This is a genomic window from Nocardia sp. NPDC050378 (assembly GCF_040655675.1).
In the GTDB taxonomy this organism is placed as follows: domain Bacteria; phylum Actinomycetota; class Actinomycetes; order Mycobacteriales; family Mycobacteriaceae; genus Nocardia; species Nocardia coubleae.
In genome coordinates, this window is sequence record NZ_JBFAKI010000002.1 from 600,509 (window position 1) to 624,005 (window position 23,497).

General features: G+C 70.8%; 1 protein-coding gene. It reads right to left on the reverse strand.

What is annotated here, in order from left to right:
* Nucleotides 1-44 precede the first annotated feature (44 nt).
* Nucleotides 45-23,180: a non-ribosomal peptide synthase/polyketide synthase gene (locus tag AB0I35_RS06775; RefSeq protein ID WP_357394797.1), complete on the reverse strand. Its 23,136-nt coding sequence runs from the start codon at nt 23,178-23,180 to the stop codon at nt 45-47.
* Between the last annotated feature and the right edge of the window lie 317 nt (nt 23,181-23,497).

Below are 23,497 nucleotides of genomic sequence, written 5' to 3' on the forward strand. Positions count from 1 at the left end.
TGCCGCAGGAGCAGGCCGCAGGCACGACGGCCGGCTCAGCGATTCTATGCGCCGCCCGCCCCCGCCCGTGCATCGACCCTCGTCGTCGCCCGTGGCCGCGGCGCCGGTTCGCCACGGCCGGGCGCGTCGAGGACCTGCGCGATGCGGGCGAGCGCGTGCTCGTTCGCCATCGCCCAGTGGGTGGCCTCGATGCGGTGACAGATCACGGCACCGTCGACGACCGGCGCCCAGGTGGCGGCTCCGTGTGTTCCGGTGGGGTCGTCGACGGTGGCCGCGAAGTACACCAGGTCACCGTCGAAGCGGCGGGGACGGTAGTCGTCGACCATGCTCAGCGATGCCTGGGCGGCGTCGATGATGCGGGCGATGCGGGCGCGGCCGAGTCCGGCGAGCGGTCCGCCGAGGTTCGCGGCGGCGACGGTGAGTCCGTCGATGCCGAAGTCGAGGTCCTCGCCCGCCAAGCCGCCGAGCAGGTCGCCGACCGTCGGTGCCGGGGTCTGCTCCGGTCCGTCGCCGAGCCAGCTGTCCATCATGGCCAGTCGCGCGACCTGTTCGCCCTCGGCCCGTAGGCCGGTGGCGACCGCGTGCGCGAGCAATCCGCCGAGCGACCAGCCGAGCAGGTGGTACGGCCCTTCGGGCTGCACCGACCGGATGGCGTCGATGTAGCGCCGCGCCCAGGCGTCGATGTTGTCGGGCACCGGTTCGTCGGCTGTCAGCGCGGGTGACTGCAGACCATAGATGGGGCGTCGCGGGTCGAGGTGGCGGGTCAGGCCGGCGAACGACCAGGACAGGCCGCCGACGGGGTGGACGCAGAACAGCGGCGCCCCGGTGCCGCCGGTGCGCAGAGGCAGCAGGACGGCGAAGGCGTCGGCCTGCGCGTCGTCGCCGCGCAAGCGTTCGACGACGACGGCCGGGGTCGGGTCGGTGAAGAACCAGGCCACCGGCACCGGGGTGCCGAGGGTTTCGCTCAGTCGCGAGGCCAGCTGGACGGCGGTGAGGGAGTTGCCGCCGAGGTCGAAGAAGTTGTCGTCCATACCGATTCGGTCCAGGTCGAGGACCCTGGCGAATTCGGCGGCGACCCGCTGTTCGGTCTCGGTGACGGGTGCCCGGTAGGTGGCCTGGCGCAGGCGCGGGGCCGGGAGGGCGCCGCGATCGAGCTTGCCCGAGGTGTTCACCGGGAACTCGTCGAGTTCGACGATCACCGACGGCACGAGGTAGCCGGGCAGTTCGTCGGCCAGCGCCGATCGGAGGGCCGCTGTGTCGAGCACCGAGCCGCGCTGCGCGACAACCGTTCCGGGAGTGGCGACATCCTCGGCCGAGCCGACGGAGCTTCTCCCCCGTGCGGGAACGACGTACCCGACGAGCCGGTCGGCGCCCGTACCCGGCACCACGGCGGCCGCGGCCTGCGCGACGCCCGGTTGCCGTGCCAGCACGGCTTCGACCTCGCCGAGTTCGATGCGCTGACCGTTGAGTTTCACCTGCAGGTCGGATCGGCCGACGTATTCCAAGGCGGCCCTTCGGCCCCGCAATCGGACGAGGTCACCGGTGCGGTACATGCGGGTGCCCGCTGCGCCGAACGGATCGGGGACGAACCGTTCGGCCGTCAGCGCGCCCGCCCCCACGTAGCCATGGGCGAGTTGGGCGCCGCCGACGTACAGCTCACCGACCACCCCGGGCGGCACGGGACGCAACCGGGCATCGAGCACGTACAGGCCGGTGTTCCACACCGGTGTGCCGATCGGCACGGTGACAGCGTCGTCGTCGGTGACGACATGGGTGCTCACCTGCACGGCGGTCTCGGTGGGCCCGTAGAGGTTGACGACCTCGGCGCCGGTCACCGCTCGCACCTGCTGGGCGAGTGCGGCGGGCAGCGCTTCACCACCGGCGAAGATCCGCCGCAGCGAGACCACCTCTACTCCGCCGTCGATCTGCGCGAGGTAGGCGGCCAGCAGCGTCGGCGCGAATTGCGCTGTGTCGATGCGGTGTTCGGCGATGAGGGCGGCCAGGTAGGCCGGGTCGCCGTGGCCGCCGGGGCGGGCGATGACGGTGCGGGCACCGACGCGGGGGCCGAGGAACAGTTCCCAGATCGAGGCGTCGAAAGTGGTCGGCGTCTTGTGCAGCACCGTGTCACCGGCGGTGAAGCCGAATTCCTGTGCCATCCAGTCGAGTTGGTTGACGACCGCGCGGTGCGGCACCCCGACACCCTTGGGCAGGCCGGTGGATCCGGAGGTGAAGATCACGTACGCGGTGTGCTCGGGGCGCAGCGGGTGAGTGCGTTCGGCGTCATCGACGGGTAGGCCGGAGAGTTCTGCCGTCTCGATCTCGTCGAGCACGACCACGTCGATTCCCCGGCCCACCGAGATCGGCAGGTCGGCCCGGTCGCGCGAGGTGGTGAGAAGGCAGGCGGGACGGGCGATGTCGAGGACGCGCGCGATGCGTTCGGCCGGATGGTCGGGGTCGATCGGCACATAGGTGCCACCGGCGACGATCACCGCGTACAGGCCGACCAGCAGGTCTGTCGAGCGGCGCGCTGCCACCGCCACGGCGGTGTCGGGGCCCACGCCGAGCGTCAGGAGGTACCGGGCGAGCCGGTTCACCCGGTCCGCGAATTCGCCATAGGTGAGAGCGGTCGTGTCGTCGACGAACGCGATCGCCGCGGGGGTCGCGGCGACCTGCCGGTAGAAGCCGTCGATCAACGTCTCCGGTGCGAGCGGATGGTCGGTGTCGCACCAGCTGTCGAGCATTCGGTGGTCGGCGTCGGTGAGCAGGTCGACATCACCGACGGCGATGTCCGGGTCGGCGGTGACAGCGTCGAGGATCCGCACGTACGCCTCGGCCATCCGATGTGCGGTGGCGGCGTCGAACAGGTCGGTGGCGTAGGTGAGCCGCACCGAGCAGCGGCCGTCGTCGGTGCCCGACAGGACGAGGTCGAGGTCGAACTTGGCGACCGCGGCGTCGGTGTCGAGGCCGGCGACGGTGAGATCCGGCAGCACTACCTCGGTGGGTGTGGCTCCCAGGTTCTGGAAGGCGAGCATCACCTGGAACAGCGGGCTGTGCCCGGCCGATCGAACCGGGTCGAGCACGTCGACCAGGCGTTCGAAGGGCACATCGGCATTGTCGAACGCGTCGAGGTCGACCCGCCTGGCGTCCGTCAGCAGCGCGGTGAAGGAGGCGGCCGGGTCGACACCGGTGCGCAGGACGAGGGTGTTGACGAACATGCCGACCAGGTCGTCGAGCGCGGCGGCACCGCGTCCGGCGACGGGGGTGCCGATGGCGATGTCGGCCGACCCGCTGAGCCTGGCCAGCAGTACCGCGAGGGCCGCGTGCGCGACCATGAACTCACTCGCGTCGGCCTGTCGCGCCACAGTCGTGACACGCTGCCAGACTTCTTGCCGGACAGTGGTTTCCACGCTGGCGCCGCGCTGGGAGGCGACGGCGGGGCGCGGCCGGTCGGTGGGCAGTTCGAGCAGCGGTGCGAGCCCGTCGAGTTCGGTGCGCCAGAACCGCACCTGACGGGCGGCCAGGGATTCGGGGTCGTGCTCGTCGCCGAGCGCGGAGCGCTGCCACAGGGTGTAGTCGGCGTACTGGATCGCCAGCGGTGCCCAGTCCGGTGCGGTGCCCGCGCGACGGGCCAGGTAGGCGGCGGTGGTGTCGCGCAGCAGTGGTCCGGCGGAGAAGCCGTCGGCGCTGATGTGGTGGATCACGACGACCAACACCACTTCGTCGGTGGCGCAACGTAATACGCGTACGCGCACGGGCGGAGCGGCGGTGACGTCGAATCCCCTGCCGATCTCGGCGGCCACGATCGACGGCACCGCGACCGGATCGACGGTTTCGACCACCGGTGCGGGTACGAACTCCCACACCGACTGGTGGCCGATGCCGTCGACAGCCGGGTAGGCGGTGCGCAGCACCTCGTGCCGCTCGAGCACATCGGTGACGGCGGCGGCCAGGGCCTCGGCGTCGACATTGCCGGTGAGCCGCACCGCGATCGGGATATTGTAGGCGGCCGATTCCGGGTCGAGGCGGTTGAGCAGCCACATGCGCTGCTGTGCGGCCGACAGCGGGATCCGCTGCGGGCGTGGACCCGCCACCAGTGCGGTGCCCGCGCCGCTGCCCGCGTGGCAGGCGAGCAGCTCGGCCAGTGCGGCGACGGTGGTCGTCTCGAACAGCGTGCGCACCGGCACCCGGGTGGACAGTGCCGCGCCGAGGCGGGCGGCGACGCGGGTGGCGATGAGCGAGTTGCCGCCGAGTTCGAAGAAGTCGTCGTCGAGGCCGACCTGCTCGCGGCCGAGCACCTCGGCGAACACCTGGGCCACGGCCCGCTGCACCGGAGTGATCGGGGCGCGGAACGGGCGGGCCACGAACTCCGGCGTCGGCAGTGCGGCCCGGTCGAGCTTGCCGGAGGTGTTGAGCGGGAACGCAGCCAACACCACGACGACTGACGGAACCATGTACGACGGCAGGGCACTGCCTACCGCGGTACGCAGGGCCGCCGGGTCCAGCTCGGCATCCGGCTGCGGCACCGCGTAACCGACGAGTCGGTCGCCGATCGCGCTCGGCGACACGACAGCCGCGGCCTGACGCACCCCGGGCACAGCCCGCAGCGCCGCTTCGATGTCGCCCAGTTCGATGCGTTGACCACGGAACTTCACCTGGAAGTCGCGCCGGTCGAGGTAGACGAGCACACCGTCGCGGGTCCAGCGCACGAGGTCGCCGGTGCGGTACATGCGCTCGCCGGGCCCGGTGAACGGATCGGCGACGAACCGGTCGGCGGTCAGGTCCGGGCGACCGAGGTAGCCGCGGGCCAGCTGGTCACCCGCGAGATACAGCTCGCCTGCCACACCCGGTGCGACGGGGCGCAGCCGGTCGTCGAGCACGTAGACACGGGTGTTCCATTCGGGCACCCCGATCGGCACGGTCGGCCCGGTCGCGTCGTCGGCGGGCCAGGCTGTCACCGAAACGGCCGCTTCGGTGGGGCCGTACAGGTTGTGCAGTGCCGCAGCGGATTTCGCTCGGAAAGCGGTGACGGTGTCCGGGGTGAGGGCTTCACCGATGGTGAGCACGAGCCGCAAGCTGGTGAGCTGTTCGGCTTCCGCGTGCGCGGCGAACATGCTCAGCATCGACGGCACGAAGTCGGCCACCGTGATGCGCTGCCGCGCGACCAGTTCCGCGAGGTACAGCGGATCACGATGCCCGTCGGGCGCGGCGAGCACGAGCGTGGCCCCCGCCGCGAGCGGCACGAAGTACCCCCACACCGACAGGTCGAACGTCGCGGCCGACTTCTGCAGGTACACATCCCCCGCACCGAGCCGGTACTGCGCGATCATCCACGCCACCTGATTACGCACCCCCGCATGACTCATCGCCACACCCTTGGGCCGTCCGGTCGAGCCGGAGGTGAACAGGGCATAGGCGAGGTTCGAATCCCGCAGCGGCGCGGGTAATTCCGCGTCACCGACGGTGTGTGCCGGGTAACGATCCAGGTCGATCCGGTCGATGCGGACGACGGGAATCCCCGCCGCACCTGCCGACGGTACGGCGTGGCCGTGGATCGAGGAACCGCCCCGTGCATTCGCTTGCCCCGAGGGCGCGACCGTCGCTGAATCCGACGACCTCGCTGGATCAGCGCCCGCCTGTACCGAGGCGGACGAATTCGCCTCGGTACCGACGGCACCCGAACTGGGCGACGCGGACAAGGCCGGCTCCGTCGCCGAGGTGATGGCGCCGATGTCGAAGCGGTCGCGGCTGGTCGTGAGGACCAGGTGGGGGCGGGCGGTGGTGAGGATCTGGGTGACGCGGTCGGTGGGGTGGTCGGGGTCGATCGGAACGTAGGCGGCGCCTGCGGTGAGGACCGCGTACATGGCGACGACCAGGTCGACCGAGCGGCGCATGGCCAGGGCGACCAGGGTGTCGGGGCCGACGCCGTCGGTGATGAGGTGGCGGGCCAGACGGTTGACCCGGGCGTCGAGCTCACCGTAGGTGAGCTGTTCGCCCTCGAAGATCAGGGCCGTCGCGTCGGGGCGCGCGGCGACCTGGCGACGGTACGGCGCGAGCAGGTCTGCCGTGCGGTCGATCTCGTGGTCGGTGTCGTTCCAGTGGTCGAGGATGCGGGTGCGCTCCTCGACATCGAGCACGTCGATGGTGTCCACGGGAGTCTGCGGTTCCGCGGCGAGGGCGGTGAGCAGCCGTTCCAGGCGGGTGGCGACGGCGGCGGCGGTTTCGGGGTCGAATACGTCGGTGGCGTAGGTGAGTACACCCGAGACACCGGCTGCGGCACCGTCGTTCGTGTAGTCGTCGCTGACGATCAGGTGCAGATCGAACTGCGACAGCTCCCCGTCGGTGTCCAGACCCGACACGGTGATGCCGGGCAGCTCGAGTTCGGCGCGTTCGAAGTTCTGGAAGGAGAAGCCGACCTGGAACAGTGGGTGCCGGGCGGTGGAACGCGCCGGGTCGAGCACCTCCACGAGTCGTTCGAACGGCACGTCGGCATTGGCGAACACCGCGAGGTCGGTGGCGCGCTGGCGGATCAGCAACTGGCGGAACGATTCTCCCGACCGCAGCCGGGTGCGGAACACCAGTGTGTTCACGAACATGCCGACGAGATCTTCGAGCGCGGCCTCACCGCGCCCGGCGACAGGGGTACCGACGGTCACGTCGGTGCTGTTCGACAGCCGTCCGAGGAGAGCGGCGAAGGCGGTGTGCACCACCATGAACAGCGTGGCACCGCACTCGCGAGCCAGCTCGGTGAGCTTGGCGTGGGTGGCGGCGTCGAGCGTGACCGGCACGCTGCCGCCGGCCAGCGTTCGCACGGCCGGGCGTGGCCGGTCGAGGGGCAGCGCGAGTTCGTCGGGCACACCGGCGAGTTCGGTGCGCCAGAAGCCGAGCTGGCGGGCGGCCACCGAGGTCGGCTCGGTCTCGTCGCCGAGTACCGCCCGCTGCCACAGCGCGTAGTCCGCGTACTGCACCGGCAGTGGCGCCCACGCGGGGGCGGTGCCGTCCCGGCGGGCGAGGTAGGCGGTCATCAGGTCGCGCACCAGCGGCGGCACCGACGACCCGTCGGCGCTGATGTGATGCACGACCAGGGCCAGCACCGCGTCGTCGGCGTCGAGGCGGTACAGCACCACACGCCACGGCACCCCGGCGGTCACGTCGAAGGTGGTCGCGGCCAGTGTCGTCACCGCGCCGGTCACCGCGTCGGGGGTGATGTCGCGGATCTCTAGCGCGACACCGGCGTCGGCTGCCGACAGGATGCGCTGCACCGGGTCGTCGGCGGTCTCCGGGTAGTAGGTGCGCAGCACTTCGTGCCGGTCGACCAGATCGTCGACGGCGGCAGCCAACGCGTCGGTGTCGAGCACACCGCGCAAGCGGACGGCGATGGGCACGTTGTAGCCCACCGAATCCGGGTCGAACCGGTTGAGGAACCACATGCGCTGCTGGGCAGGCGAGAGCGGAACCACGGGGGGCCGCTCCCCCGCCGTCAGCGCGAGCCGGGCCGGGCCCGCCTCGCTATCGAGCGCGGTGGCCAGCGCGGCCACGACCGGCGACTCGAAGACGCGGGCCACCGGCACCTGCCGGTCCAGTGCTGCCCCGAGCCGCGCCGCGACCCGGGTGGCGATCAGTGAGTTGCCACCGAGATCGAAGAAGTCGTCGTCGGCACCGACCTCGTCGATCCCGAGCACCTCCCCGACGATCCCGGCCACCAGCACCTCTGTTGCCGTCGCGGGCGCACGGAACTCGCGCGCGGTCAGCTCGGGGGCGGGCAGCGCCCGGCGATCGAGCTTGCCCGAGGCGTTCACCGGTAGCGACTCGAGGACCACGAACGCGCTCGGCACCATATAGGCCGGAAGCGCCTCCCGCAGACGGGCTTTCACGCCCGCGAGATCGATACCGGCAGCGATGTCGGCATCGGCGAGGCCGGCGCGGGTCGTCCGTCCGGGTTCCTGGCGGCGCGCCGCGGCCGAGGCCGTCGGGTGCTGTGCGCGCGCCGGGACCAGGTAGGCGGCGAGGTAGGGGCCGGTGCCGTCGTCGCGGACGGTCACCACGGCGCGGTCGACAGTGTCGATACCGCCGAGCACCGCCTCGATCTCGCCGAGTTCGATACGCAGGCCGCGCAGTTTCACCTGGAAGTCGGTGCGGCCCAGGTACTCCAGCTCGCCGGTGCGGGTTCGCACGACGAGGTCGCCGGTGCGGTACATCCGTTCGCCTGGGGCACCGTAGGGATTGGCGACGAAGCGATCGGCCGACAGATCCGGGCGGCCGAGGTAGCCACGAGCCAGCTGCACACCGGCCAGGTAGAGCTCGCCTGGTGTGCCGACGGGCACGGGGCGCAGGCGGGCGTCGAGGACGTGCAGGGCGGTGTTGGCGACGGGCGCCCCGATCGGCACGGTCACGGTGTCGGCGTCGGTGACCTCGTGGAAGGTGACATCGACGGCGGCTTCGGTCGGGCCGTACAGGTTGTGCACGGCCACACCGGGAATCAGCGCGCGCAGGCGCTGCGCGTCGGCGGCGGGCAGTGCCTCACCGGAGGCGAAGACTTGACGCAGCGAGGCGCACTCAGCGGCGCGGGGTTCGGCGAGGAACGCCGCGAGCATCGACGGAACGAAGTGCGCCACACCCACTCCGGTGCGGGTGATGACCTCGGCCAGGTAGGCGGGGTCACGGTGCCCCTCGGGTCGGGCGATCACCAAGGTGGCGCCGATCTGCAAGGGCCAGAACAGTTCCCACACCGACACGTCGAAGGTGATGGGCGTCTTCTGCAACACGGTGTCGGCCGGTGTGAGGCCGTAGGTGTCCTGCATCCAGACCAGACGGTTGACGATGGCGGTGTGGCTCACCGCCACGCCCTTCGGCTTCCCGGTCGATCCGGACGTGAACAGCACGTATGCCAGGTCGGCGCCGCGCAATGGGCGTAGACGCTCGGCCTCGGTCACCGGGTGCGCGTGGAAACCGTCGAGGTCGAGTTCTCCGGGATCGATGGTGCGCGTGCCGGTTTCGGGGAAGCCGGCTGCGGCGAGGACACAGACCGGTGCCGCGGTGGTGAGCACATCGGCGATCCGGTCGGCCGGGTGATCGGGGTCGAGCGGCAGGTACGCCGCGCCGGCCGCCTGCACCGCGTAGAGCGCGACGAGCAGATCGATTCCGCGGCGCAGCCCCACACCAACGATGGCGCCGGGTCCCACCCGCTCCGCGATCAGCCGCCGCGCGAGACGAGCCACACGACCAGCGAACTCGCCGTAGGTGATTCGCTGCCCCTCGAAGTCGAGGGCGATGGCGTCCGGGGCGCGAAGGGCCTGTTCGGCGAACAGCGATACGAGCGTGGCGTCGGTGTCCAGCGGCGCGTGGGCGGAGTTCCAGGCCGCGAGCTGGGCCCGGTCGGTGTCGTCGAGCAGGTCGATCTCACCGACGATCGCGGTGTCGTCCGCGACCACGGCGCGCAGCACCCGGACGAACCGCGCGCCGAGGGCGGCGACGGTCTCGGCGTCGAACAGGTCGGTGGCGTACCGAAGCCATCCACGCATCCCCGGTTCGCCACTGGCCCCGGCGATTTCGTTGACGGCGAGCGACAGGTCGAACTGTGTGGTCGCCGCGGGCAGCGCGAATTCGTCGATCCGCAGGCCCGGCAGTTCGACGGTGGTGTCGTCGCGGTGCTCGAACGCGAGCATCACCTGCACGATCGGCGCGTACGAGGTGGAGCGCACCGGGTTCAGTTCGTCGACGAGCCGTTCGAACGGCAGGTCCGCGTGCGCGAAGGCGCGCAGATCGGCCGCACGCACGGTGGCGAGCAGGTCGGCGAATGCCGCTCCCGCGTCCACCTGGGTGCGCAGGACCAGGGTGTTGACGAACATGCCGACGAGATCGTCGAGCGCCGCATCGGCCCGTCCCGCGACCGGAGTGCCGATGGCGATATCGCCGCCCGCACCGTGCCGGGCCAGCAGCACCGCGAACGCCGCGTGCACCACCATGAACGTGGACACCCCGTGCCCGCGGGCCAGCGCCTCGACGCCGGCGACGACCTCGGTGGGCACATCGAACCCGACGGCGGCGCCCTCCCCGCCGCGCACAGCGGGACGCGGCCGATCCGTCGCCAACTCCAGAGCCGGGGCCAGCCCGGCCAATTCGTCACGCCAGTGCGCCAGCTGCCGTGCCAGGCGCGAGTGCGGATCCTCGGCTGCACCGAGGACCTCACGCTGCCACAGCGTGAAGTCCGGGTACTGCACCGGTAGCGGCTGCCACTGCGGCGCGATCCCCGCCGTCCGCGCGGCATACGCGGCGACGAGATCCCGCGCCAACGGCGTGAGGGACACACCGTCGGCGGCGATGTGGTGCACGGCCAGCACGAAGACATACGCACGGTCCCGCGCGGAACCGTCGGTCGAGATCGCCCCGTCGCCCGGCGACGCCGCGATCGTGCTCAGGAGTGCTGCGCGCAGGGGCGGCCGGGTGGTGAGGTCGAAGCCCGCGCCGACGACGGCGCGGACAGCGGCGGCCAGGTTCGGCTCGGTGACCTCCTCGAGAACCGCGTCGGGCAGGGCCTCGTCGACCGGAAGGACCACCTGGGTGGGGCCGTCCGCGTCTTCGGGGAAGACGGTGCGCAGGGCCTCGTGGCGAGCCACGACGTCGGCGAGGGCGGCCCACAGGGCGGCGATGTCGAGGTCACCGGTGAGACGCAGGGCGATGGGCAAGGTGTAGACGGCCGAGTCGGGGTCGATGCGGTTCAGCAGCCAGAGTCGGGTCTGGGCCAGCGACAACGGGATTCGGTCGGGGCGTGGGTGCACCGCGACCAGCGGCGGCAGCTGTTCACCGGCAGTGGCGCGGTCGGCCAGCCCGGCCACGGTGGGTGCTTCGAACACGTCGCGCACGTCGAGGGCGCTGCCGAGCGCCGCGTTGGCGCGGGCGACCAGCCGCATGGCCAGCAGCGAGTTGCCGCCGACGGCGAAGAAGTCGTCGTCGGCACCGATGCGGGCCACGCCGAGCAGGTCGGCGATCACTTCGGCGAGCGTGGTCTGGCGGCCGGGACGTGGCGCCACGTAGGCGGTGGTGACCGACAGATCGGCAGCGGGCAGCGCGGCACGGTCGAGCTTGCCCGCCGAGTTCAGCGGCACCGTGTCCAGCACGACGAAATGCGTGGGAACCATGTAGGCGGGCACCCGGCTCGCCACCTGATCGCGCACATTCGCGGCGTCGACCGCACCGGCCACATAACCGACCAGGCACTGGCGGCCCGCGTCGTCGGTGGCGGGCAGAACCGTCGCGTGGGTGACACCTGGTGCGTCGCCGAGGGCGGCCTCGATCTCACCGAGCTCGATCCGCAGGCCACGGATCTTCACCTGGAAGTCGTTGCGGCCCAGATAGATCAGGGCACCGTCGCGGTCGCGGCGGACCAGGTCGCCGGTGCGGTACATGCGGGTACCGTTCGCGCCGAACGGGTCGGCGACGAAGCGGTCGGCGGTCAGGTCCGGCCGCCCCAGGTAGCCACGGGCCAGCTGGGCACCCGCCAGGTACAGCTCACCCGTCACACCGGTCGGCACCGGGTGCAGCCGCTCGTCGAGGACATAGGCGCGCACATTCCAGGTGGGCCTGCCGATGGGCATCTCGGTCTGTTCGACCGGTGCCGTGATCTGCTGGAAGGTGCTCGTGATCGCCACCTCGGTCGGCCCGTAGGTGTTGTGCAGCTCGACGGGGAGCGTGGCCAGCACCGTCGCCGCGAGCGGGGCGGGCAGTTCCTCACCACCCACATGCAGCATCCGCAGGCCGCGCAGCGCGTCGCCCAGCCCTTCGGCGAGCATCGCCGACAGCACCGACGGCACCAGCTCGACCACGGTGACGCGCTGTTCGCGCAACACCCGTGCCTGATAGGCGAGGTCGAGGTGGCCGCCGGGCCGCAGCAGCACCAGGGTGGCGCCGAGCAACGCCGGGGCCAGCAGTTCCCACAGCGACACGTCGAAGGTCAGCGGGGCGCGCTGCAGCAGGCGATCATCGGCGGTCATGGCGTATTCGCCACGCAGCCAGCACAATTCGTTCACCACCGCCCGGTGGGTGATGAGCACGCCCTTGGGCAGACCGGTGGAACCGGAGGTGAACAGGGCATACGCCGGATGGTCCGGCAGCAGCGGTGCGAGGCGTTCGGCATCGGTGATCGGGGTGCCCGGCACCGGAACCTGCGCGGGATCCTCGAGCTGGGCGACGGTGAGCACCGGGAACCCGGACCGCGAGGCGGCCGCGAAATGCACCGAGGCGGTGGCGGACCGGATGCCCGCGTCCACGTGATCGAGGTCGCTCGCCGCGGCCGCGACGACCAATCGTGGTGCCGCCGTGGCCAGTACGTGGCCGATGCGGTCGGCGGGCTGGGCCGGGTCGATCGGCACGTACACGCCACCGGCGGCGAGCACGCCGTGCAGCACGACCAGCAGCTCGATCCCGCGCGGAACAGCGATGGCGACCGGGGTTTCCGGCCCGACACCGCACTCGATCAGCCTGCGCGCGAGTCGATTGGCTCTGGCCGCGAGCACACCGTAGGTGATCTCGGTGCCCTCGAAAACGGCCGCGATCGCCCACGGATCACGCGCGGCCGCCGCATCGAGCAGCTGGGCGGCCAGCGGCGCGCCGATGCCAAGCTGGGTCAGCTCCTCGTCGAGCGGAATCACTTCGCCGTGCGGGCCGGCCACCAGCTCGGCGCGGGTCGGTTCGGCGAGCAGTTCCAGATCTCCGACAGGCGTCGCCGGAGCCCGCACGGCCGCGCGGAGCACGAGCTCGAGCATGGTGGCCATCGCCGCGACGGTCTCGGCGTCGAAAAGATCTGTCGCGTAGCGTAGTTCGAGATCGAGACCGTCGGGCTCGCCGTCGGCGCCGAACCGGTCGACGAAGGTGAAGTCCAGGTCGACTTCGATCGGTGCGTCCGGCAGTTCGAGGCCCGAGAGGGTGAGACCGGGCAGTTCGAACGCGGCGCGTCGCTGATTCTGCAGCGCGAGCGACACCTGATACAGCGGCGAATAGCCTTGCGAGCGTGCGGGGTTCACCGCGTCGACGAGGGTTTCGAACGGGACGTCGGCGTTGTCGAAGGCGTCGAGGTCGTCGGCGCGGACCTGGTCGAGCAGGTCGGCGAACCCGGTTTCGCCGCGCACCTCGGCGCGCAGGACGAGCGTGTTGACGAACATGCCGACGAGGTCGTCGAGTTCACGATGACCACGCCCGGCCACCGGGGTGCCGACCACGATGTCGGACCCCGCCGACAGCCGGGCCAGCAGTACCGCGAGGCCCGCGTGCAGCACCATGAACGTGGTCGCCCGGCGCGCCCGAGCCAATTCCTCGATCCCCCGGTGCAAATCCGCGTCGAAGGCGGTGCGGAAGGTGGCCCCGCGATTCGTGGCGATCAGTGGCCTGCGGCGGTCCGTCGGCAGGGTGATGACATCGGGCAGCGCGGCCAGGCGGTGCCGCCAGTAGCCCAGCTGACGCGCCAGCGGCGCGTCCGGGTCGTCGACACTGCCGAGCCCCTCGGTCTGCCACAGCGCGTAATCGGCGTAATGCACCGTGAGCGGCGGCAGTTGCGGCGCGCTGCCTGTGGCGCGGGCGGCATAGGCGGCCACCAGGTCACGGGTGAGCGGGCCCATCGACCAGCCGTCGGCGGCGATGTGGTGCACGACGAGGACCAGCACGTGCTCGGTCGGCGTCACCCGCAGCAGGGCGACGCGCACCGGCACCTCGGTGGTGATGTCGAAACCACCCGACAGCACCTCCGCGACGGCGCCGGACACGTCGGTGGCGGCAACGCCGGTGACCGTGAGCTCGGGAACGACCGGCTCGCCGACGAGTTGCGTTGCCTGCCCGTCGAATTCGGGGTAGGTGGTGCGCAGGGTCTCGTGCCGGGCGACCAGGTCACCCAGGGCGGCGCGCAGGGCGGCGACGTCGAGATCGCCGCTGAGGCGAATGGCCACGGGGATGTGATAGGCGGCGGACCGCGGGTCGAAGCGGTGCAGGAACCACATCCGCTGCTGCGCGGGCGACAACGGAATCCGTCGCGGGCGTCGACCCGCCACCGGTCCGCGCCTGCTCCCGGTGCCACGCAGGGTGTCCAGACGCTGCGCCAAACCGCTGACGGTGCTCGCCTCGAACAGTTCACGGACCGCGACGCGCGCGTCGAGCGCGGCTCCGAGGCGTGCCGCCACCTGGGTGGCCACCAGGGAGTTGCCGCCGAGCGCGAAGAAGTCGTCGTCGGCGCCCACCCGGTCCAGTTCGAGCACGCCGGCGAAGGTGGCGGCGACGATGCGTTCGATCGTAGTCGCGGGCTCCCGGTGAACGGTGCGGCGCGCCTGTGGGGCGGGCAGTGCGCGGCGGTCCAGCTTGCCGGAGGTCGTGAGCGGCAATTCGTCGAGGAACACGTAGGCGCCGGGCACCATGTAGGCGGGCAGGGTGGCGAAGACAGCGGCGTCGAGTTCCGCCGGAGTGCAGGCGTCACGGTTGGGTGCACCCGAGACTGTGCCGTCGACACCGACTGTGGGAGAGGCTGATCGGGCATCCGCGACGGGTTCGGCTTCGGTGTTGTCGCGGACGATGTAGGCGACGAGCTGGTCGAGCTTGCCGTCGTCCGAGCGGACGACGACCACCGCGCGGCCTACGCCGGGGACCGTGGTGAGGGCGGCTTCGATCTCGGCGGGTTCGATGCGCAGGCCACGCAGTTTCACCTGAAAATCGGTGCGACCCAGGTAGTGCAGGGCAGGGCCGGTTGCGGTGGTGCGCCAGGTGACGAGGTCACCGGTGCGGTAGAGGCGCTCGCCGGTGCCGAACGGGTTCGCGACGAAACGCTCGGCGGTGAGGTCGGCACGGCGGTGGTAGCCGTCGGCGAGCTGGACGCCGGCCACGTACAGTTCACCGGGCACACCGGCCGGGACCGGGTGCAGGCGCGAATCGAGCACGTACACCGAGGTTTCGGCAACCGGGGAACCGATGGGCACGGTCGCACCCTGATCGTCGGCGAACCGGTGGGTGGTCACCTGGATGGCGGTTTCGGTTGGCCCGTACAGGTTCACCACCGTGGCGCCGGTGCGTTCGCGGACGGTGCGCGCCAGTTCGGTGGTCAGCGCCTCACCACCGGCGAATACCAGCCGTAGCGCGCTCTGCCTGCGGGAAACGTCGCCGGACCGGTGGTGCGGGTCGCCTGCGGTTCCGGTCGTTTCCGCCATCACGGCGGCCAGCACCGAAGGCACGTACTGCACCACGCTCACGTTGTGCCGGGCGGTTACGGCGGCCAGGTACGCCGGATCGCGATGCCCGTCGGAGGCGGCGAGAACCAATCGGGCACCGACCTGCAAGGGCCACAACAGTTCCCACACGGAGGCGTCGAAGGTGAACGGCGTCTTCTGCAGCACCACGTCGTCGGCACCGAGCGGACAAGCGCTCTGCAACCACCGCAGCTGGTTCACCACCGCACGGTGCGGAACCGCCACCCCCTTGGGCCGACCGGTCGAGCCGGAGGTGAACAGCACATAGGCGAGGTTCTCGGGACGCAGTGGGGCACAGCGCTCTCCGTCGGCGATCGGGTCGCCCGACAGTGCCGACAGATCGAGGGTATCCACCTCGATCACCGACTCACCCACGCCGAGGCCACTCCCGGCGACGGTGAGCACACACACCGGTGCCGTCTGAGCGAGCACATACGCGGTTCGGTCAGCTGGATGATCCGGGTCCACAGGCACATACGCCGCCCCGGCCGCGAGCACGGCGTGCACCGCGACCAACTGCTCGACACCACGCCGCATCGCCACCGCCACCAGCGAACCCGGCCCCGCACCGAGCCCGATGAGATGCCGGGCCAGCCGAGCAACCCTCACACCGAACTCGGCATACGTGAGCCGCACCGACACCGGACCGCCCATCGCTACCGCGCTGTCGGCACCACTGCCATGCCCTGCCGCAACCGCTGTCTCCGCAGGATCCGCACCGCGTGCTGCTCCCATGGGCTCGGCGTCGAGGACGACGGCTGTCGCGCCGGGGCCGGCCGCGACCTGGTCGGCGAACAGCGATGCCAGGGTGGCAGTCGCGGCGAGCACAGGGGTGGCATGGTCGGTCGAGACGTGGTCGCCCAACTGCGTTACCCGGGCCGAACCGGTCGCAGCGGCCGAGTTCCCGATGGCGAGCAGTCGCGTGCGTTCCGTGTCGTCGAGGAGGTCGAGGTCGCCGACCGGGCGCGTGGGGTCCGTCAGGACGCTGGTGAGGGCGCGGTGCAGGCGGGTGGCGAATCCGGCGACGGTTGCCGCGTCGAACAAGTCGGCGGCATAGATGAACGCGCCGGAAAGTCCTGCGGGAGCGCCTTTCTCGTCGCGGCGTTCGGTGAGGGTGAGTTCCAGGTCGAATTTGGCGACCGTGCTCGGTAGGTCGACGCCACCGACCGTCAGGCCGGGGAGGACGAGTTCGCGCGCGGTGTCCTCGTTCAGCGACAGCATCACCTGGAACAGCGGATTGCGGGCCGTGGAACGCACCGGGTCGAGCGCCTCGACGAGCCGCTCGAACGGCACGTCGGCGTGCCCGAATGCCGCCAGGTCGGTGTCACGGACCCGCGCGACCAGCTCGGCGAACGGCGTCGCCGGCGTCACCTCGGTGCGCAGCACCAGGGTGTTGACGAACATGCCGACCAGGTCATCGAGTGCGCGGTGCCCACGTCCCGACACCGGCGTACCGATGGCGATATCGGTGGTCGCCGACAAGCGCGCCAACAACACCGCGAACACCGCGTGCACGGCCATGAACACCGTCACCCCGTGCGCCCGAGCGAATTCGGCCAGCACACGGTGCGTTTCGGCCTCGAACTCGACCGCGTGCACCGCTCCCCTGCGCGAGGCGACCGCGGGCCGGGGCCGATCGGCAGGCAACTCCAACTGCTCCGGCAACCCGTCCAGCGTCTCACGCCAGAACGAAAGCTGCTGGGCAGCCAGCGATCCGGGGTCGGCGGCCGTGCCGAGCACCGCATGCTGCCACACCGCGTAGTCGGCGTACTGCACACTCAGCGGCTCCCACGCGGGAGCCTCCCCCTCCGCCCGCGCCCCGTACGCGGTGAGCACATCCCGAATCAACGGCCCGAACGAAAACCCGTCCGCCGCGATGTGATGCAGCACGATGAGGAGTACATACTGCGCACTTGCCCCGTCGGCCGACGCAGCAGCTTCCCGTGCGTCTCCGGAGGCCGCATCATCACCGACCATCACGTCCCCGCCGAACGTCCCCCGCAGCCCATGCCCGGTCGACTGCGCCTCCGTGCCGCTCGGCGTCGTTGCGGCACTCACACCATCGTCGGTCAGCGCGGCCTCGTCGAAGCACACCGGCGTGCCAGCCGACCTGTGCCCGTTGCCCGGCGCTTCCCCGGTGTCGCGCACGCGGAACAGGGCGATGCGGAGGGGGGCGTCGGTGGTGAGGTCGAAGCCGGTCGTGGCGAAGGTGCGGATCGCGTCGGGAAGGTCGTCGGTGGGCAGGACCTCGGGGTGGATGTCGGGGAGAAGGCCGTGGGTGGGAAGAATTTCGGCGATCGCGTGGCCGTCGCGTTCCGGGTAGCGGGTGCGTAGGACCTCGTGGCGGTCGAGGACGTCGACGAGGGCCGCGCGGAGGGCAGGCAGGTCGAGGTCGCCGGTGAGACGCACAGCCATCGGGATGTTGTCGGCCGATGAACCGGGGTCGAAGCGGTTCAGGAACCACATGCGCTGCTGGGCCGGGGACAGCGGCAGCGGGTCGGGGCGCACACCCGCGACGAGGGCCGGGCCGGCGCCGGTGCCGCGCAGCCGGTCGGCGGCCTCGGCCAGGGTGCGGACCGAGGCGGTGTCGAACAGTTGCCGCACCGGGATGCGGATACCGAGGTCGGTGCCGATGCGGGCCATCACACGGGTGGCGAGCAGCGAGTTGCCGCCGAGCTCGAAGAAGTCGTCGTCGCGGCCGACCTGCTCCAAGCCGAGAACCTCGGCGAAAGCGTCCGCGACCACCCGTTCGGCACGGGTGACGGGCGCGCGGTAGACGGCGGCCTCGAACACGGGAGCGGGCAGTGCCGAACGATCCAGTTTGCCGACCGGGGTCAGCGGCACCTCGTCCAGAGTCATGATGGTGGCGGGCACCATGTGCGCGGGCAGGTGCGCGGCGGAATACGCGAGCAACTCCGAGGTGTCGACGGCGGCCTCGGCGACCGGCGCCACATAGGACACCAGCAGGGTCGCACCAGCCTCGGTGCGGTGCCCGATCGTGACGGCGAAACGCACCGCCGGGTGCTTGGCGAGGACGGCGTCGATCTCACCGAGTTCGATCCGGAACCCACGCATCTTCACCTGGAAGTCGTTGCGCCCCAGATATTCCAGGTCATAGGTATCGCCACGACGCACCCAGCGGACGGTGTCACCGGTGCGGTACATCCGCTCCCCCGGCGCGCCGTACGGATTGGTGACGAACCGGCTCGCCGTCAACGCGGGCCGACGATGGTAGCCGCGCGCCAACTGGGCGCCCGCGATGTAGAGCTCACCGACGACACCGGCAGGCACCGGGCGCAACCGCTCGTCGAGGACCAATTCGGTGGTCCCCTCCACGGGCCCGCCGAGAGTGATCGGCGTGGTGGCGCCGAGTGGTTCGCTGATATTGGTGACGATCGTGGTTTCGGTCGGCCCGTACCCGTTGCGGAACACCAGCCCCGGGATCGCCGCCGTCCACCGTGCCACCAGCTTCGCCGGACACGCCTCACCACCCACCACGACGACCCGCAGATCGTCGAGCCCCACCGGATCGACCGTCGCGAGCGCCGACGGCGTGATGACCACATGGGTCACCCGTTCGGCCCGCAACAGTTCACCCAGCTCCGCCCCACCGAACACCCCGTTCGGCGCGACGACCATGGTCGCTCCCGCGCTGACGGTGAGCAGCAGCTCGGCCACCGAGATGTCGAACGACGGCGACGCCACATGCAGGACCCGCGCGTCCGCCGCAGCCCGGTACCGCTCCGCCTGCACCGGCAGGTAGGCGGCGACAGCGGCGTGCGGAATCACCACGCCTTTGGGCAGACCGGTGGTGCCGGAGGTGTAGATGACATAGGCGGGGTCGAGCGGATGCGGCCGATGAGCATTACCCGACGCTCCGACCCCGTCGAGGCTGATCCGGCCACCATCGCCCTCAGCCAGCCTCGGCGCGGCGACATCGGGACCAGCGTGCGTGTCCGTGTGCACGGTGTCGAGGTCGACGACCAGCCAGTCCACGGCAGCGGGTAGGTCGGCGCGGAGTTCGTCGGTGGTGATGCCCGCGGCGGCGCCGGAGTCGGCGAGCATGTGGGTGATGCGGTCGGCCGGGTAGTTCGGGTCTACCGGGAGGAAGGCGGCGCCCGACTTGACGACGGCCCACACAGCGGTCACCGACGCGGCCGAGCGCGGAATACTCACGGCGACAACATCACCCGGTCCGACACCTTTGCCGGTCAGCCGGGTGGCCATGCGGGTGGAGGCGGCGTCGAGTTCGCCGTAGGTGAGAGCGTGTCCGCCGTCGCGGATGGCGATGGCGGCCGGGTCGGCGGCGGCAAGGGCCAGCACTTCGGGCAGCAGAGGTGCGGGCTCGACGACACCGCCGCTGCGGGTGGTGAGTTCGGCGAGTTCGGTGTCGATCAGCAACGGCAGCTCGGCTACCGGAGTATGCGGTGCGGCGGCGACCGCACTGAGCAGGCCGGTGAAACGGCGCACCATCGCAGCGACCGTCGACGCGTCGAACAGATCTGTGGCATAGGAGAATTCGCCGGACAGACCATCGGCTGCGGCGTCGCGCAACGTCACCGACAGGTCGAACTTCTCGATGTCGTAGGGCAGGGCGACCGCGCTTGCCCGCAGGCCGGGCAGTTCGAAGGTGGTCACGGGCAGGTTCTGCAGCGACAACGCCATCTGGAACAGGGGGTGCCGACCCGCCGAACGAGCGGGCGCCAGCACTTCGACGAGCCGCTCGAAGGGCAGGGTGGTGTGCTCGAAGGCGGCCAGGTCGGCGGCCCGGACGCGGCCGAGCAGGTCGGCGAACGGTTCCCCGGCGCGCACCTGGGTGCGCAGCACCGCGGTGTTGACGAACATGCCGATCACATCATCGAGTTCGGCGGCACCGCGCCCCGCGACGGGACTGCCGATCGCCACATCCGCATTGCCCGACAGGCGGGCGACGAGCACCGACAGCGCGGCGTGCAGCACCATGAACAGCGTCGCACCGCGTTCGGCGGCAACAGTATTCAGTGCCGTGACCAACTCGGCGTCAAGACTGAACTCGACCCGCTGCCCACGCATCGAAGCGGTCGCTGGGCGCGGCCGATCCGTCGGCAATCCCGACTCGTCCGGCAGACCGGCCAGCGCCGCCCGCCAGAACGCGATCTCCCGCCCCGCCTGCGAAGCCGGGTCGTCCTCTTCGCCGAGCACGGTCCGCTGCCACAGCGTGTAATCGGCGTACTGCACCGCCAGCGGCTCCCACGCAGGCGCCGCCCCGCCGGTCCGCGCGTGATAGGCGGCCATCGTGTCCCGCACGAGCGGCCCCGCCGACCACCCGTCGGTGGCGATGTGGTGCACCACGAGCACCAGCACGTGATCCCCGTCGACCTCGAACAACCGCACCCGTACCGGCGGCGCCACCGTCACATCGAAACCGCGCAGGATCTCCCCGGCGATTACCTCCCGCAGCTCGTCCGCCGCAACAACAATCGGATCCAACAGCGCCGCACCAACGCCTTCGCCACCGACAGCATCGGCCCCGACAGCACCAGCCCTGGCCCCAGCGGCGACTGCCCCGGACTCGGCATCCGCGGCGCCATCGCCGCCGGGGACCGATGCCCCGGCACGTGCACAGCCCGCCGACTCGGCGACGAGCAGCCTGTAAGCCTCGGCGGGGTCGAGCACTACCTGCGTACCGGCCCCGTCCACCTCGGGGTAGACGGTCCGCAGCACTTCGTGCCGGGCGATCAGGTCGCGGACGGCCGCACGTAAGGCCGCATGGTCGAGCGCACCGGAGAGGCGAACCGCGATCGGAATGTTGTAGGCGCCGGTGGCCGGGTCGAAGCGGTTCAGGAACCACATGCGTTGTTGCGCGGGTGACAGGGGCAGAACGGAGGGGCGGGGGCCTGCGACGAGAGCCGGCCTCTCGTCGGCAGAGCCCGCATCGATCAGCGACGCGAGAACCGCGACAGTGGGACTGTCGAAGAAGTCTCGAACATCCACTCGCACACCGAGGTTCGCGTGCAGGCGAGCGATGGCACGGGTGGCGATCAGGGAGTTGCCGCCGAGCCGGAAGAAGTCGTCGTCCAAGCCGACGGTCTCCACCTCGAGCAGTTCGGCGAACATCCCCGCCACCGCACGCTCGGTAGCCGTGACCGGAGCACGGAACTCGGCCGCCGACTCCCGGAAGTCGGGTTCGGGCAGTGCTTTGCGGTCCAGCTTGCCGCTCGCATTGATCGGCATCGCGGGCAACTGCACCAGCAGCGAGGGCACCATGTATTCCGGCATCGATGCCTTCGCATGCGCCACCAGCTCGGCCTCGTCGAGCGGCTCCCCGTCGACACTCACCACATACCCGACCAGCGCCTCACCAGCCGGGTGCCGGTGCAGCACCACCGCGGCATTGCCGACACGCGGGTGCGCCGCGAGCACCGCCTCGATCTCACCGAGTTCGATCCGCAGCCCTCGCAACTTCACCTGGAAGTCCGTGCGCCCCAGGTATTCCAGCTCGGCACCGCCGGGCAGCTGCCGCACGAGATCACCCGTGCGATACATGCGGGCACCGGGCTCGCCGTAAGGATTGGCGACGAACCGGTCGGCAGTCAGGCCGGGCCGAGCCACGTAGCCGCGTGCCAGCTGCACACCGGACAGATACAGCTCGCCGACCACCCCGGCGGGCACCTGGTCGAGGTTCTCGTCGAGCACGAGCAACCCGGTGTCGTCGGCGGGCCCACCGATCGGCACCGACACCGCGTCGGCCTCGGTCACCTCGTGCGCGGTGACGTCGACCGCCGCCTCGGTCGGCCCGTAGAGGTTGTGCAGGGCCGTCGCCGAGAGCTTGCGCAGGCGCGCGGCGGTCGCGGCGGGCAATGCCTCACCGGAGGCGAACACCATCCGCAACGACGACAGATCCGCGACCGTCGCGGCCTCGGCGAGCTCACCGACGAAGGCGGCCAGCATGGACGGCACGAAGTGGGTCACCGTCACGCGGTGCCGGGCGATCAGGTCGGCCAGGTAGGCGGGATCACCGTGGCGGCCCGGTTCGGCGACCACCAGCCGGGCACCGGTCTGCAAGGGCCAGAACAGCTCCCACACCGACACGTCGAAGGTGAACGGGGTCTTCTGCAACACCACGTCGTCGTCGGTCATCGCATAGCTGCGCTGACGCCAGTCCAGGTTCGCCACGATCGCACCGTGGGTCACCGCGACACCCTTGGGCCGACCGGTCGACCCGGAGGTGAAGATGACATACGCCGTGTTTGCGGCCCGCGCTTTCACCGCGAGCTCGGCCGGTGCCGCGGACCAGTCGATGTCGTCGGTGCGCAGCACCGTCGCGCCGCCCAGATCCGGTTCGTCGCACGCCCGGGTCACCACCACCACGGGCCGTGCCACCTCGAGCACGTAGTGCAGCCGGTCCACCGGATGATCCGGGTCCAGCGGCACGTACGCCCCACCCGCCCGCACGATCGCGTGCACAGCGACGATCAACTCGACACTGCGCCGCATCGCCAACCCGACCAGCGACTCCGGGCCGACACCGAGCCCGATCAACCGATCTGCCAGCATCCGCACCCTGGCATCGAATTCGGCATAGGTCAGGGTCTGGTCACCGAACTGCACCGCCACCCGGTCCGGGGTGCGCGCCAGCTGCTCGGCGAACCGGTCGACCAGCGTCGCCCCGGCGGCAGGCGCCTCGATCCCGAGCACGGTCATCGCGTCGGCGGCCAACGCGTTCAGCAACCGCCCGAAGGTGCCCTCGGCCGCGTCGACGACCCCCGGGAACAGCTCGGCGAGCACCACCTGCACGAGCGTCTCGGGATCGAGCGCCCCGCCGGTGAGCTCCGCCATCAGTGTGAGCTGGGCATCCAGCTCCGCGTAGGACACCGAGGTGCCGTCGAATCCGACGGCGGTCCGTGCCGGTTCCATCGCCGCGACCGTCGCCACCAGCGCCGCCACCTGATCGATCTGCGCGCACGCCGGAGTGGGGTTGGTCATCGCAACACTGCCTTCCATCTACCGGCCGCGGGTAACGCCACGCAGCCGCGAAAAACTCTCGGAACTCCCCCGGCTCGCACCGGGTCGGGGATCGGCGCGCGGACGGCCAACCCCGGGCACCCTGCCCGAAATCCGCCCGCTCACACCGGAATTCAGTGCGATCGGCTATGACACGATCGCGACATTCCGGCTCGTCGCCACACAACCAGCAATGACTCGGTTATCTCCCGACCTCCATCGTCAACCCCGACACCCGACACACGCGCCCGTAGACGAGGTGAAGCGTATTCGTTTCGATAATAAACCGGACCAGATTC

Excerpts from the sequence above, each read along its gene's own strand:
- AB0I35_RS06775 (WP_357394797.1), bottom strand. The coding sequence starts at position 23,180 with ATGACCAACCCCACTCCGGCGTGCGCGCAGATCGATCAGGTGGCGGCG.